Origin of the sequence: Paenibacillus nitricinens, assembly GCF_052056485.1 — a bacterium.
GTDB classification, from domain to species: Bacteria; Bacillota; Bacilli; order Paenibacillales; family Paenibacillaceae; genus Paenibacillus_AQ; species Paenibacillus_AQ nitricinens.
In genome coordinates this window covers 5,768,402-5,784,316 of sequence record NZ_CP183948.1, presented here as the reverse complement: position 1 = coordinate 5,784,316, position 15,915 = coordinate 5,768,402, and the positions used below count along the sequence as shown (strand labels likewise).

The 15,915-nt window shown below is 45.2% G+C and carries 11 protein-coding genes; 9 read left to right on the top strand and 2 right to left on the bottom strand.

Translation table 11 applies throughout. The features are described 5' to 3' along the window. Window positions 1-81: 81 nt before the first annotated feature. Window positions 82-1,098 carry a LacI family DNA-binding transcriptional regulator gene (locus tag ACN6KS_RS25750; RefSeq protein WP_094873942.1) on the bottom strand — a complete coding sequence of 339 codons (1,017 nt, stop codon included), beginning with the start codon at window positions 1,096-1,098 and terminating at the stop codon, window positions 82-84. Window positions 1,099-1,405: 307 nt separating this feature from the next. Here ACN6KS_RS25750 and ACN6KS_RS25745 point away from each other — a divergent pair, with 307 nt between their 5' ends. Then, window positions 1,406-6,541 carry a carbohydrate binding domain-containing protein gene (locus ACN6KS_RS25745; RefSeq protein WP_440960773.1) on the top strand — a complete coding sequence of 1,712 codons (5,136 nt, stop codon included), beginning with the start codon at window positions 1,406-1,408 and terminating at the stop codon, window positions 6,539-6,541. Between the two features lie 63 nt (window positions 6,542-6,604). Here the strand turns inward: ACN6KS_RS25745 and ACN6KS_RS25740 are convergent, their stop codons facing one another. Beyond that, on the bottom strand, window positions 6,605-7,165 hold the full coding sequence (locus ACN6KS_RS25740) for a GbsR/MarR family transcriptional regulator (protein WP_042191677.1): 561 nt from the start codon (window positions 7,163-7,165) through the stop codon (window positions 6,605-6,607). 259 nt (window positions 7,166-7,424) lie between these two features. On the opposite strand from ACN6KS_RS25740, the gene ACN6KS_RS25735 reads away from it, so the two are divergent. From ACN6KS_RS25735 to ACN6KS_RS25700, 8 genes are all read left to right on the top strand, one after another. Further along, the gene (locus ACN6KS_RS25735) at window positions 7,425-8,621 is read left to right on the top strand and encodes a quaternary amine ABC transporter ATP-binding protein (protein ID WP_042191675.1); all 1,197 of its coding nucleotides are present in this window, start codon (window positions 7,425-7,427) and stop codon (window positions 8,619-8,621) included. Then, window positions 8,621-9,454, top strand: coding sequence for an ABC transporter permease (locus ACN6KS_RS25730; protein ID WP_042191673.1), 834 nt, complete (start codon window positions 8,621-8,623; stop codon window positions 9,452-9,454). Before ACN6KS_RS25735 ends, ACN6KS_RS25730 begins: the two co-directional genes overlap by 1 nt. Before the next feature lie 14 nt (window positions 9,455-9,468). Next, the gene (locus tag ACN6KS_RS25725) at window positions 9,469-10,338 is read left to right on the top strand and encodes a glycine betaine ABC transporter substrate-binding protein (protein ID WP_094873938.1); all 870 of its coding nucleotides are present in this window, start codon (window positions 9,469-9,471) and stop codon (window positions 10,336-10,338) included. Between the two features lie 264 nt (window positions 10,339-10,602). Then, on the top strand, window positions 10,603-11,214 hold the full coding sequence (locus tag ACN6KS_RS25720; RefSeq protein WP_094873936.1) for a TVP38/TMEM64 family protein: 612 nt from the start codon (window positions 10,603-10,605) through the stop codon (window positions 11,212-11,214). Between the two features lie 145 nt (window positions 11,215-11,359). After that, window positions 11,360-12,442, top strand: coding sequence for a sporulation protein YunB (gene yunB, locus ACN6KS_RS25715; protein WP_373455851.1), 1,083 nt, complete (start codon window positions 11,360-11,362; stop codon window positions 12,440-12,442). A 69-nt stretch (window positions 12,443-12,511) separates the two neighbouring features. Beyond that, entirely contained in the window at window positions 12,512-13,966 is a 1,455-nt protein-coding gene (locus tag ACN6KS_RS25710; protein ID WP_440960772.1) for a hypothetical protein, read from the top strand. Continuing rightward, window positions 13,963-15,165, top strand: a complete 1,203-nt coding sequence (locus tag ACN6KS_RS25705; protein WP_094873930.1) for a hypothetical protein — start codon at window positions 13,963-13,965, stop codon at window positions 15,163-15,165. Before ACN6KS_RS25710 ends, ACN6KS_RS25705 begins: the two co-directional genes overlap by 4 nt. After that, window positions 15,162-15,893: a glycosyltransferase gene (locus ACN6KS_RS25700; protein ID WP_094873928.1), complete on the top strand. Its 732-nt coding sequence runs from the start codon at window positions 15,162-15,164 to the stop codon at window positions 15,891-15,893. The genes ACN6KS_RS25705 and ACN6KS_RS25700 overlap by 4 nt, the downstream gene beginning before the upstream one ends. The last annotated feature ends 22 nt before the right edge of the window (window positions 15,894-15,915 follow it).

The window sequence follows — 15,915 nt, the reverse complement described above, 5'->3', positions numbered from 1 at the left end:
CCTCAAGTTAGACAATGCCTTAGACCTCTTATTGAGGTCTGAGGCGTTGTAAACCTTGAGGGGATTTATTCGTGTTATACCCTAAGATTTCAATTGGCTTCCGCAGGACTCGCGCACAACAAGTACTGGCTCCACAACAAAAGAACCGCCACCTGACTGATTGTTAATCAAGTCATAGAGCATATGGGCAGCGAGGATGCCAAGTCGTTGTTTGTTCTGACGGATGGTAGACAGTCTTGGTGTAGTATATTTGCAGGCTTCGATGTCATCGCAGCCGATGATGGCGATATCCTCAGGGACACGGAGGTCATGTTCTTTTAATGCACGGATGGCTCCTAAAGCCAGCAAATCAGAGGCAGCAAAAATGGCCTTTGGTAAACTGCCGCTTTGAATTAATTGTTGCATAGCCGTATATCCGCTGGACTCAAAGAAATCGTCGCCATGTACAAACCAACGCCGGTTCAAAGGGAGACCGAAACTTTCGATAGCTTTGGTATATCCTGCTTCCCGTAGATTGGATATTTCTGAATCCGCAGCACTTCCTATAAAACCAAGCTCCCTATAACCAAGGAGGTAAAAATGCTCCACGACCTTAGAGGATATTTGGAAGTTATCTGACATAACAAAGCCTGACTTCTTCCCTTTTAGTTCGAGATCTACCCCGATACAAGGGATACTGCTCATGTCCAGATCGTGGATCGTTGGCTCCATCTTCTGTCCAGATATAATGACACAGCCATCCACATTAAAATGAACAGCGCGCGCGAAGTAATCTCCGCTGCTAATAAATTTTTCGTTTGAAAAGAAGATGAGATCGTATCCCAGTACACCCATTTGTTTCTTGAAGGAATTTAATACCTCGACGAAAAAAGGGTGCGTAAATTCTACATTAAGCTCACCTGCAAAAATCACACCGATCAGATTTGATTTTTTGGTTGCAAGTGTCTTGGCGGAGTTGGATGGTGAATATCCAGTTTGCTCGATGATCTCCAGGACTCTTTTCTTGGTCTTTTCCGAAACATCGCTGTAATTATTCATAATTTTCGAAACGGTCGAGACAGAAACGCCTGCCATTTCGGCAATCATTTTGATATTCATATGTAATATAAGCCACCCTCCGCTTAATAGTTGGAATATGGGGGAAAGACTGTGGTAGAGCGGTTATTTATGAGTTTTTTTGAATGGAGTGAAGAGTAAAACAGTTATTTTAAGTCTATTCTTATTGCCGAAACAAGTCAAACGGATATTTTAATCCTGAGATATATTCCGAAAAAAATAATGTAAAAAAATTCAAAATTATATCTTTACAAATATGGAAATCTAAGCAACAATAACATTGTCGAAACCGATTTCGATTCTTCGCTTGAATTACGAATATTACGAAATTCGAGGAGTGATGTTTAGGATGAAGAGGAATTTCACGGCAGCAATAGCTGCTATGCTCCTTGTCACCGGGCTGCTATCACCGGTTGGGAGCATGAATGCTTCAGCGGCAGAGCCATTAAAGGGAAACTCACCTGATTCAGCGGTAACGAAAGTGGAAAATGAAACAATCGATGTATTGAAAGCGTTTACGGATGTATCTCCAAGCCATTGGGCTGCAGGTCCATTACAGCGTTGGAGCGCAAATGGGATTATAAGTGGATATGACGACGGATCGTTTCAACCGGGCAAGGAAGTCACAAAGGCAGAGTTCGCGGCAATTATGAATCGTATATTTAATCATCAGGAGCAATCGGATAAGCTTCCAGCGGATGTGCTGGCTACAGACTGGTATAAGAGTGATATTGCCAAAGGGATTGCAGCTGGATATTTGAGCAGTGATAAGAATAACAATATTTATCCTTCCCATGCACTTTCGCGTGCTGAGGCGGCGTTATCCTTGGAGAAAGTGTTTCGTTTCAATACGGACAAAAGTAGCACAGCAGGATTCACTGATTTGAACGGAATCAGTGATGAAACTGCGAAAGCGATAGCAGCCCTATCGAGTGCTGGCTTTATTAAAGGTTATCCTGGAGGTTTGTTTAAGCCTGAGGGCGGAATTACACGTGCAGAGCTTGCTCAGCTTGCTGATCGAATGGTTTCGGGACTCATCTTAAAATCTGGAGAGACTTCGCTTGGAACAGTAAAGGGCAATGTAATCATTAATCATGCCGATGTGGTTCTTAAAGATACTGTCATCCAAGGCAATCTTTATTTAACGGAGGGGATTGCCGAAGGGAATGCGAAGCTTGAAGGTGTTAAGGTAACAGGGACTACGTTTGTACGAGGTGGCGGTGAGCAAAGTATTGGCTTACACAATACTTCTATTGGGCCGCTTCAAGTAGCCAAACCTAACGGCAAGGTTCGAATTTATGCCAGCGGGTCAACAACTGTGGATACTGTGCAGCTGCAATCCGGGGCTATCTTGGAAGAGAGCAGCGATCTTACGGGAGCAGGCTTTGGGGATATTGAGATGAACGTCGTTCCTCATAATATCTCACTTCGAGGGATATTTGGAGCGGTTCGCTCGGCAGACTCAGTAGTCAGCGGCTCTTTGCTAAGAATCTCAGGAACTATTGCCAGTCTTACGGTGGGCAGCCCAACTCAATTGACTCTGGAGAATAATGCATATGTGTCCGCGTTAATCCTGACTGCAAGTGCCGGAGGCACAGTGATTCAAGGCAGCGGAAGCGTAACCTCAATAGATAACAAAGCCGATGGAGTAACGATTGGCGGCTCACCAGTACAAAAAGGAAACACTGGGAAAACGACATTACCAGTAGCAACTTCTGCTCCAAGCAATTCTGGTAATGTAGGTCCAACAGTGACGCCAACCGAAACACCTGAAGCAACAGCTACAGCAACTACTACACCTACCGAAACGCCAACGGCGACATCGACACCAACGGCGACATCGACACCAACGGCAACGTCTACAGCCACACCGACATCGACACCAACGGCAACGCCTACAGCCACACCGACATCGACACCAACGGCAACGCCTACAGCCACACCGACATCGACACCAACGGCAACGCCTACAGCCACACCGACGCCAACACCAACCAATGATCCGTGGACGCTGGTTTGGGGAGATGAATTCAATGAAGGGACCATTGATCCTACGAAATGGACCTATGACCTTGGAGATGGTTCGCAATTTAACAATCCAGGTTGGGGTAACAACGAGAAGCAATGGTATACAAGTGATGAGAAGAACGCAAAGGTACAAGATGGTAATTTAGTGATTACGGCGCATAAAGAAGCAGTAAGTGGCAAGGAGTACACTTCTGCGCGACTTAAGACAAAAAGTCTGTTCAGCAAGAAATATGGGAAATTCGAGATTCGAGCTAAAGCACCTACCGGAAAAGGGTACTGGCCGGCGATCTGGATGCTGCCCGAGAACTACGAGTACGGAAATTGGGCTTCCTCTGGTGAGCTTGATATTATGGAGGGCTGGGGCAGCCGTCCTAATACGGTAGCGGGTACTATTCATTACGGCGGCGAGTGGCCTAACAATGTGTACTCTGGTAAAGAGTATGTGTTCCCGGAAGGTTCCACGATAGAACAATTCCATACGTACTCCATTGAGTGGGAACCGGGAGAAATTCGCTGGTATGTAGATGGTGAGCTGTTCTTGACCAAAAATGACTGGTACAGCATCAGCAATGGCCAGCCTGCGAATAATGCTTATCCAGCACCATTCAATCAAGAGTTCCACCTGCTGTTAAATCTGGCTGTTGGCGGCAACTTCGATGGCGACCCAACACCTGAGACTGTGTTTCCAAAGTCAATGCAGGTTGATTATGTCAGAGTCTATGAACTGACAGGCCGTGAGTATCGTGAGCCGATACCCGTAACGCTGGAGAAGGAAGCTTACTTAGAAGGCTCAAAGCTTGCACTTCCTGATGGCAATCTTGTCTATAACAACAACTTCACGGAGCAGGTTCCCGGAGATAGTGGAATGGGAATACCGAATACTTCACATTGGGTTTTGTTTAAAGAACCAGGAGCCGATGCTACAGTATCCACTGTGCCGATTGGGGGGCACAACTTCGTAAAGGTAAATATCAGTAATGCTGGAGGCAATGTGTATTCCGTTCAACCTCAAGCGATCGTATCCGTTGCTAAAGGCAGATTCTATAAGCTCAGCTTCGAGGCGAAAACAGACGTATCACGTAATATTAGCGTTAAACTAACGGGGGGAGAATCACGGGGCTTTGCCGCTTATTCTCCAGCGCTTAAGGCAGAGCTGACTTCCGAGATGACCCATTACGAAACGATGTTTCAAATGAAAGAAAACTCTGATATTGCAACACGGATAGAGTTCAACATGGGTACTAATGCTTCACCAGTCTGGCTCGGAAATGTCCGTCTGGAAGAGGTAGATCGTATTCCTTTTGACCATGACGGAATAAAGACACCGCTCGGTAGCGGTAATCATCTGTACAATGGCACTTTCGATCTTGGTGAGCCGAATCGGATGAGCTATTGGCACGTAGAAACAGCCAAAGGTGCAACGGCTGCGGCTAAAGTAGATGACAAAGGCAAGCTGAATGTGAAAATTGGCGGCAGCGAAAGTGGCGAAGTCCGATTGCTTCAGAAGGGAATTCAGCTTATACAAGGCCAAGACTATGAACTTGCCTTTAATGCTGCAGTATCCTCTGCACGTACAGCCACAGTTCAGCTTCTTGGAAAAGACGGCAGCGTACATGCGCAGCAATCGGTTAACTTAGCCCAAGGTGAACAAGAAATAAAAGCAGTCTTCACCAACCTTGCAGGTGCAACGGATCATGAGGGACAATTCATATTAATTCTGAATGGTGCTGCGGATACCGTCATCTTGGATAACTTCAAGTTGCTGCGCACGAGCTTTTATTATGATCCATCACTTGTTTACTATCCGCTGGTGAATGGTGAATTCAACGCTGAATTTCTTGCCTGGGATCGGCTGTTGACGGAGCAGGGCGGACAGAGCACTGCTACTGCTACAGATGGAACAGCAAAGTTTAACATTACGAATACGGGTAGTCAGCCCTATTCCGTGATGTTGTTTCAAAATAACTTGAAAGCTGCAAGCGGAATAGATTATGTGCTAGAGTTTGATGCCAGTTCAACCATAGCCCGGAAAATCGGAGTGAATGTTGAAAATGCATCTTATCAGGCTTCATTTACAAATATTGTAGAGCTCACACCAGCAACAACTCATTACAAATTCGAATTCCGTCAAGGCAGTAAAGATACACTGTCTCTTAAATTCCTGCTTGGAAAGGTTGAGGGAAATAGTATTCCTCAAAGCCATGATATTATTATCGATAATGTGAAATTTGAAATTAAAAATGCACCAGCAAAACCTCAGGAATTGATAAGCGATAGTTCAAACAACAGAGTTTCGCAGCCGATTGAGCTAACCTTCATAGACCATGAGGATTGGAGAAAGAAAATTGTTGCAGTGAAGGTTAATGGTACAACACTTGAAACTGAACAATACACCATTGAACCTGGGAAAATCACAATCGATGCAGCAGTATTTCCATCCGAGGGCAACTATACCATCACAGTAGAAGCTGACCATTACGCAAACGGATATGTGCTTCAGACAATACTTGCTAATGATAACAACCTGGTCATCAATGGTTCGTTTGGTAGCGATAAGACGGGTTGGTCTACATGGTCTGGAGAAGGTGGTGTTTCGGCATTTGATGTGAAGGATGGCGTGGCAGAAATCCTGATTACGTCGGCAGGATGGGAGGCATGGCATACACAATTTTACCAAGAGGGTATCCCGCTGGAAGGCGGAAAAACGTATGAGGTGAGTTTTAAGGCAAAATCAACGGTTCCTCGGCAAATCATCCTGGAATACTCCAATACTTCTGCAGCTTCCGCTCAAGCAAAGTTTGATATTACTGCCGATTGGGCAACGTATGGCGCACAATTTACGGTGTCTAACAGCAATCCGCTGAAGCTGAATTATCTGATTGGCAAATCGCAGGGCACTGATCCTACGGCTAACAGTACGCCACATACGATTTCTTTTGACGATATTGTGGTCCGGGAAGTACAAGGTGGTCCGCCAGTGACACCCCCAAGCGGCACGCTGGATAATGGAACCTTTGATGTGGATTCAAAAGGGTGGAGCCAGTATTTTGATGGAACCGGATCTGCTGCTGTAAAAGATGGCGAATTTGCGATAGACCTGACGGGCACAGGGCAAGCTGCCTACAGCGCACAAGTGGATTACGAAAACCTGAAGCTTATTCAGGGAAAGACGTACACCTTGAAGTTTAAGGCCCGTTCTACGGTAAACCGTAATATTCAGGTAGCTGTGGAGCATAAAGGCGGGGACTACACCAAATATATGGAGGCTGAGCTTATAGCCTTGACCCAGAACATGAAAGAATTCAGCTACACATTTACCATGAACGGTGCGACAGACGCAGGGGTTCATCTGGTATTTTTACTAGGGCTTATTGATGGGAACAGTACGGAGACGAATAGTGAAATTGGTGCGGGCAGCACGATTTATTTGGATGATGTAAGCTTAATCGAAAGTTAAACGAAAAAAACGGCAGTGTTTTCCTTTTTACAGGAGCACTGCCGTTTTTTTTTTGGCGTGGAATTAAGATTCTTCTTTAGGGATAAATTCGAAGATCTTACCATTCTCAAAAGATTCTATTAATTTTAGCAACCAGCGGTAGTAATTAATGGATTCGGTAATCTTCTCTTCATCTGTATTTAAGAGCTGCATAAGTTTACTATCGTCACTATACTCTTTTTTCATATCGTTAATTTCTGCAAGTGATTTCGCTAGTGAAATCATATTTCCTTCGACGGCTTTTCTCCATTTAATAGAGAAGTAATCACTGAAGTTCTGATGCCAGTCAGGTACAGTGGTGAACAGGTCTTTGCGAGTCCCTCTCCCCCAAACTTTATCGATCATTTTCAGATCTAGGAGGGTACGGACTCCCGTACTCATGGACGTTTTGCTCATTCCCATTGTTTTGCTAAGTTCGTCCAATGTCACTGGACCTTGATTGAAATACATATAACCGTATAAATGCCCAATGGATAAAGTGATGCCGTATAGATCCATATTTTTACCGATAGAGTCTATCACGCGTTCACGGGCCTTACTAATCTTCTCTATTTGTTCGGGTGTTAACCCTTCTAAATCGTTCATGATGTCCCTCCTGAGGAATAGGTCGATAGACTGCTGCAACCTTATACAATGTATTGTAATCAAATCCCCCTCCATAAGTAAAGAAATCATGAAGAAAGGAATTTGGTGTAAAACAGAGTATTCTATACATAAAGTACGTAAAGTTAAAACTGTACACTAAATTTTATCCGTATATGGTGTTTGCATGAATTTTCAATAGTCCGGTACACTACTATAAGTGAACTAAACCCGGATATATTTTCGGGAGAAGGAGGACGGCATGGCTATTATAGAGGTGAAAAAGCTAACCAAAGTATTCGGTCATGATGCGGGAAAGGCGATTCCATTATTAGAGCAAGGGTGGTCGAAGGAAAAGATCGCTCAGGAATTAAAGTTGACGGTCGGAGTCAACAAAGCCGAATTCAGCATTGAAGAAGGAGAAATATTCGTCATTATGGGATTGTCCGGCAGCGGTAAGTCAACGTTGGTTCGTTTGTTGAACCGTTTGATTGAGCCTACAGGGGGACAAGTCCTTTTTAAAGGAAAAGACGTCGTTAAAATGAATCCGGAGGAGCTTCGGCAATTTCGGCGCAAGAACATCGGCATGGTGTTCCAGAAGTTCGCATTGTTTCCACACCGGACGGTATTGGAGAATGCGGAATACGGACTTGAGGTTCAGGGCGTAGATAAAAAGAAGAGAACTGAACGGGCCATGGAAGCATTGCATCTCGTTGGTTTAAAGGGCTGGGAGAATCATCGACCGGATCAACTCAGCGGAGGGATGCAGCAGCGTGTAGGATTAGCAAGAGGACTTGCTAATGACCCTGATATCCTGCTCATGGACGAAGCCTTTAGTGCACTGGATCCGCTGATCCGTAAAGACATGCAGCAGGAGCTGCTGGAATTGCAGTCCAGAGTGAAGAAGACGATTGTGTTCATCACTCATGATCTAGACGAAGCCCTGCGGATTGGTGATCGGATTGCACTGATGAAAGACGGTGTTATCGTGCAGATTGGTACACCGGAGGAGATTCTCATTCAACCTGCCAATAAATATGTAGAGCGGTTCGTGGAGGATGTGGACTTGTCCAAGGTGCTAACTGCAGCTCATGTGATGCGGCAACCGGAAACGGTTAGACCTGAGCGCGGACCACGTGTAGCACTTCAACTGATGCGCGACAGCGGTATATTCAGCCTGTATGTGGTAGACAAAGAAAACAAGCTCTTGGGTGTTATTACAGCTGAGGACGCAGCACAGGCACTAAAGGATAATAAATCCATCCTAGAGGTTACACGGCGGGAGATCCCTCGTGTATATCCAGAAACGCTGCTCAATGATTTCTTTGAACTAATATCTGAGACACATTTGCCTGTAGCCGTCGTAGATGAAGCGGATAAATTAAAGGGTATTGTGATTAAGGGAGCCGTTCTTTCCGCACTCGCGGGTAACGCGGTACCGGAAGGAGAAGGATCTTAATGGACATTCCAAAACTGCCTTTAGGAAAGGCCCTCGAGTGGTTGGAAAACTGGCTAACTACGTATTGTGGCCCCTTGTTTGACTTTATCGCTACGATAATCGGTGGGATGGTTTCTGCAATTGAAGGTGCGCTGACCTTCCTGCCTGCATTAGTGCTTATCGTACTAATTGCAGCTTTATCTTATTGGATTGGGAAATGGCGCATGGCTTTATTTGCGGTAATCGGACTGCTCTTAATCGATAATCTCGGATTATGGGGACCTTCGATGCAATCTTTAGCCCTTGTTCTAACTGCCTCGATACTGGCTGTGGTAATCGGCGTACCGATTGGCATTTTGTGTGCGCAGAGAAATGCGGTTAGAAATACAGTTACGCCTATTTTGGATTTTATGCAGACGATGCCGGCATTTGTGTATTTATTGCCAGCGGTATCTTTTTTCTCACTTGGTGTAGTTCCAGGTGTAATTGCATCGATCATCTTTGCGATTCCACCGACAATTCGTTTGACCAATCTCGGTATTCGTCAAGTTTCAGAGGAGTTAGTGGAAGCAGCCGATGCTTTTGGTTCAACACCAACTCAGAAGCTGGTTAAATTGCAGCTGCCGATCGCACTGCCAACGATTATGGCAGGCGTCAATCAGACGATTATGTTATCACTCTCGATGGTTGTCATCTCATCTATGATTGGTGCGCAAGGTGTAGGAGCCTATGTATACCGTGCGGTATCGCAGGCTAAGACAGGAGATGGGTTCGAGGCGGGGATCGCTATTGTTATTATAGCTATTCTACTCGACCGTTTAACGCAGAACGCACTAAAACCAAAACAGAGATAGGGGTTTAAAATAGAATGAAGAAAAAAAATATAGGGTTATTCCTGTTAGTGATTATGATGATTACTGTGATTGCTGGATGTTCATCCTCAAGCAACGAGAAAGTAAAACTGGCTTATGTAGCATGGGATTCGGAAATTGCGAGTACTTATGTAGTAAAGGAAGTACTTGAAACTAAGCTTGGAGCTACTGTTGAAATGCTGCAGGTAGATGCAGGTCCAATGTGGGCAGGAGTTGCTGACGGTAGTGCAGATGGAATGGTTGCAGCCTGGCTGCCAAGCACGCATGCTGCTTATTTAGAAAAGTATGGTGCGAAAATGGAAGATTTGGGTCCAAATCTGAACGGAACCAAGGTTGGTTTAGCGGTTCCTGCGTACATGGATATTAATTCTATTGAAGATTTGAAAAACAGTGACCTAGCTGGTAAATTGAACAATCGAATTATCGGGATTGAGCCGGGTGCTGGTATTATGACAACAACAGAAAAGGCTATAGCTGAATATGGCCTTACTGATTATACCCTTCTTGAAAGTTCATCAGCAGCGATGGCTCAAGAGCTGCAAAAAGCCTATGACAACAACGAGCCTATCGTTGTTACGGGTTGGACACCACACTGGATGTTCGCCAATATGGACCTGAAATATCTGGAAGATCCAAAAGGTGTATATGGTGCGGATGAGCAAATCCATACGATGGTTCGTCAAGGTCTGAAAGAAGACATGCCGAATGTCTATAAGTTCTTGGATCAATTTGAGTGGACAGCAGAAGATATGGCGAAAGTAATGGTTGAGGTTCAAGGTGGGAAATCACCAGAAGAAGCTGCTAAAACTTGGGTAGAAAACAACCCCGATAAAGTGAATGCGTGGATTCAAGGTGTAGAATTGTAAGTAGATAGAATTCTGTGGTATGATGTGAAGAATCAATGGATTACAAAAGTGTAACTTGTACGCTAACCACTGTTCTTTACAAATGCACTTCATAAGCAAACTCATTCAATAAAACACCCCGGAAGGGGTGTTTTTCTTGAGAATATAAGCAAAGTAATAAAAGGGATATCTATACTTTGCTTATATTTTAATGCTCACACTTATGCTTTAGCGAAGTAAATCAGGAGGCAGCTGCTGCAAGGAGTCAAGAGAGGAGACTGCTTCATGACAGAGACCATAAATACCTGGATAGATTGGCTGCTGCAAACGCTTGGCCTTAGTGGACCCTCTATTTTATTTGTGACGATTCCATTGGCGCTATTGCAGAGTATATTAGGATTTTTTCCGTTCGTAATTTTGATTGTACTCCATGTGTCTGTATTTAACGTTATTGGAGGTATGATAATCAGTTGGCTCGCTTGTAATCTGGGTGGAATACTGATGTACTTCCTCATTCGACGTTACCTTTACAATTGGTTTGATCGAAAATGGAGGTCCAAGCTGAAAAGGTATGACAAATGGCAGCGTTACTTGGATCGATATGGAATCTGGACGTTGGTACTTCTACGTACGATTCCTATTATTCCGAACAATGTAATCAACTTTATGTCCGCTGTTTCACCGATAAAAGCCTCATCCTTTGTTTGGGGGACCGTGCTTGGGAATCTGTCTTACATTTGGCTATTTGGTACGATCGGCTCAAGCTTAATCGTCCCTAGGGAAGAATGGAATGGATATATTACTTGGTATGCCGTATTTATCGCTATTCTAATCGGGATCTTTATACGGCGGCACTGGGACCATTTGCAGGAAGATAAACGGAGTAGAATGCACTAATACTAATTGATCATCAAATGAATGAAGAACGTTTCTTTGGCATTATCTGCCGGAGGGAACGTTCTTCTTTTTTGTCTTCTTTGCGAATACCTTAAACTAAGTGGAGGTGGCTTGACCTCTACGTAAGGCGGGAGGGACTATCGCAATGGGGAGATTAAGAAAATGGGGGAACCGAGGGCTAAGATTACCTGATCTAGGTCAGTTTCGGCTGCCAAAAATAAATGGGGGCGGGACGCCGAGGTTCTCTGGAAGAAGCTCCGCGTTTAAGTCAAAACCTAGTAGGGCAGCGGCTAGACCACAGAGTGCACGCTTTGAAGCTAAGCGAAGTAGAAGTCATATGAGCTCATCGAGTAGGGCAGAAAGAAAGATGAACGTTACCGGTGGAAACACGCGTAAGCCAAGAAGCCGGCGTAAATTTTGGCTGATTGCATCCTTAGTATTGATTGTGCTTGTGCTACAGGCACTGCGATACGTGGAGCTGCACATGAAGCCACCTATTTTGCATTTAGCGCAAATTCGTGTGAAGCAAATCGCAACTGAGTCGATAAATAAAGCGATTACTTCACAAGTTGCGAACGGAGGAAATGCAGAGGAACTGATTGATTGGAAGACCGATAAGAACGGGAAAATATCAGGCTTTATGTTGAACTATGCGGAGCATATGCGTATTACTTCACAAGCGGCAGAGGTAATCCAGACCACGTTGCAGGATTTGCATAATCAGACAGAATATATTCCGCTCGGTCAGGCACTAGGTAGTCCTCTCATCGCCTCTTATGGGCCTGATATTCCGATCAAGATTGAACCGCAAGGTGCTGTTAAGGTTGAACTCAGCACTCGCCAGCAAAATGCCGGAATCAATATGATTTTAGTTGAGGTCTATATCCATATTGTTACGGAGGTAGCGGTGGTTATTCCTTTTGACATGGAACCCCAGGTAGTGGATACGGAAATTCCAGTGTCATATCTGATGGTCGTCGGAGACGTGCCAATGTATTACTACGATAATCAGGGTCAGCCTGTCGGTGCTAATGGCAGCAGTGCTCCAGGAATTGCTATTCCTGCACCGTCTGTAAGTGGAGATAAAAATGGAGTATCAGATCAGAGCAAGGATACTACTGGGAATAGCAAAGAGGATAGCAATTCATCGCCAGCTGCACCCAATTCTTCAAATACAGGCGCAGCTCATACAGAAGAAGGCGGCAAAGGCGTAAATGGAGGAAATTAAGGGATATCATGCTTAACCGCTCATAGACTATAGGTAGAATTGCTTTAAATAAATGGAGCGTGAGTCCTAATGTCACATGAATCGATGAATATGGAACGCTTGGCAGGGAGATACGGTTTCCTTGAACGTGCCGGACTTCTACCCTTGCCTAGTGAAGATGGGATTTCTATTGTAGTTGAGCTTAGCCGTATGGAATGTGCTACGGTCTGTTTACCCCTGCTGCTGCTTCACTCGGGAGTGGCTGTGCGCATTATTGCTGTTTCAATGTCTCCCGACTTCCCCATGGAGGTATTAGCAGGACAGTTCTCGCCGGAGGAACCAGTGCTCTTCCTACCTTATGAGAAGGAGGAGTATATGCCCAACCTAGCTCTGGCCCATATCGAGACCACCTTTGCTGTTCTGCTTGAAGATTCGATTATGGTATCGCCTGGCTGGGTAAGCGAGTTAATGTGGGCATCCGTTGATGATGCATCCGTAAGAGTCATTGCTCCGCGTTCTTCTACCGAAAAGGGTGAAGGGAAGAAACGGCTTCACTTTGGTACTCATCATGAATTAACGGAGCATGTAAGCTACAGCCTTGGGCGGTATCAAGGCGAATGGCATGAGGTGGAAGTGCTAACCGGATCTTGTCTTTTATTCTCTAAGGAATTGGTTCAGCGAATTGGCGGCTTTGACACTTCGCTTCAAGCACGGCATCTCATGATAGCTGACTGGTGTCTTAGGGCGCGTCAGGTTGGAGTGAAACTGGCACTGAGTGAAGCTGTGTATGTTCATGCTATTCAGTCACTGGATAAATACCTTAGAACGAAGGACGAATCCAAACAAACGGACGGCTGGCAGACTTACTACAAGAAATGGGCACTTGAAAGCGGGATAGAGAACGAAGGACTTTTAGTACCCTATACTGAGTCCTTAAAAATTCCACAGCCGGTTATACCATTGGGCAGGATTCCCTTAGCATCTCCGTTGGTAACGGCCATAGTTTATTGTGATGAAGCTTGGGATTGTGATGAGCTGAAGGAGCGATGGGTAGCTGTACGGGAGCAGCAGAGCTACAAGTATATTCGCTGGATTTGGATTAGAGATACTTTGGTGGACGCTACGCTTGAGTTACCGGTTAGCGAACATGATGTAATGATAACAGTTCATGGTGAGGATGTATGGCAACGGGCGTTAAAGAACGCATCTGCATTATATGAGAGCGAGATCATTCTGTATTTGTCCACTTCTATCCAATATGAGAAACGTTATGTTGAGCGGGTAGTGAAGGCCATAACTCAAGGATCCGCAGATCTGATCGTAAGTTTATCGGCTGAAATGGAAGAAGCTGGGGTTCATTTGCTTGCAGGGGGAGATTCAGCGCTCGCTCTACCTCTTGAACGTGTTGCTTACAAAGGAGGGATCCTACCTGGGATGATTAGCAATGGGAAGTTTACTTCCCGTCAATTGCTGCTGCACCCTAATGCCTCTCTGGTAATAGGCTATATTGGGGATTTGTCCGATTCCAAGGAGGCACACCCATGAAATATTTAATTCTAAGCGGAGGTTCTTGGGAGGACTACGAATATAAAAGATTGCTAGAGCTTCTTCCCGATAGGGAAGGGGTCTGCTTTGCTGGACGAATGACTAGAGAGCAGCAGACTAACAATCAGATTAGGGCAGTTGCGGCTGCAGATATTTATTCTTTGAACATGAAGCAATACACGATTCTTGTCTCTTCTCCTTATTGGCTCTCAGAGGTTCTCTCTTTGCAGGCAGCTTATGTAGTGGCTCTGCTAGAACGCTGTCCGGAAGAAGAAAAGAAGTGGTTATGGGATAAATACAGCAGTTTGCTTGGCGCAAAGGCTGACCTTGTAGCCACCCGATCTGAACGGATATATCTAGAGCAGAGCTTGCGCAGGGAAGATGTGCTCTATCTCGCCGGGGATCAGCAAGAATCCTATGGAGTTACCTTTCAGGGAGATCGGCTGTATTTTCTTACGGATTATGAGGTGCTGTGGAGAAAGGCAATTGCGAACTTGCGTCAGGATTCAGCGAGATCACCTGCCGATTGGGTTACTATACAGCTTGAGTTGCGGGCGGACTATTACATTTCCATGTGTGCTAAGCTGCCCAGTCAACCTGTTGTGCATTACTTGGCAGCTTCCTATCTGTACTTGTTGGGGGATTCCGTAGCAAACCGCTATCTGGCGCAATCCTTTGAGCTCATGGTGCTGTATGAATATTTAGATTGCCTTCATTCACATTTTCGCTTTTTTTCGGCTATAGAGGGTAAGACTGGGGATTTGGAAACAGCTGTTCAACAATATACGATTACGGCAGTTACAGCTGAGGAGAAGCAGGATGCGGAAAGGCTGCAGGGCTGGCTTCACTCCGGGCAGTACGAACTTGTCCGGGCAGAGCTGTTTCGCTTAAATGAGGATGAAGCTGAGGCAATACGGATTCTGAGTTCGCTTACCACCTCAGAGGCGAAGAGGTTATTGATTCAGAATTATATTCGGACCTTCCAATGGGAGAAAGCGCTAGAGCTTCAGCAAGATTTGGAGGGGAATGTTGATGGGATTATAGAAGGCACAATACACTTGCTACATGGCAGACGACATGAGGCTATGCGCAGCTTCTTGAATGCGGCAGGGCAAGACAATCAGGCGTGGCCGCTTTTATCAGAGATGGCAGATCTAGAAGAGGCTGTAAAACGATTGAAAAGGAGAGTGGAGGGATGAGTAGTCATAAATGGCCTCTCCGCAAAACAGCAGGTAACCGCTTGACCGCTATGATGCAGGTTCGTAACGAAGCTGGAAGGTATCTGGAGCAGGTACTTGAAGAACTGAGTGAGTTTGTGGATGATATTGTAGTTGTTGATGATGGAAGTACAGATCATACGGCACAGTTATGTCGTTCTTTTGCCAAGGTTACGAAGCTTGTGACACTGGAGACCTCCTTGTTTAATCGTGAGTGGGAGTTAAGGCAGCTGTTATGGGATTTAGCGGTGTCTACGAATCCGGATTGGCTCCTGTCTATAGACGCTGATGAGTTCTATGAAGAGGCAGCTAAACGGGAGATGAGACGGCTGATTGATCAGGATGTGTATGACTGGGTATCCTTCCGGCTATTTGATTTTTGGGGTGGCACCACCCATTATCGTGAAGATGAACATTGGAATATCCATACGAAGCATACTCGTACACTTGTCCGATACTTGCCGAATTTTCATTATTTCTTCCCGAAAATGGATCATCATGTTCCTAGGCTGCCGCTTTCTTACTCGGTATTGCCGGGTTTTCTTGCCGAACTGCGAGTGAAGCATTATGGATGGGCAGTTTCCCCGGAAGAGCTTCGACTTAAATATTCGCGTTATATGGAGCTTGATCCAGAGGGGCGCTGGGGGAGTCTGGAGCAGTACCAGTCCATTCTAGATGAGCAGCCCCATTTGATTGAATGGAAAGTATAGCTCTGAAATCCGAATCTGCCAG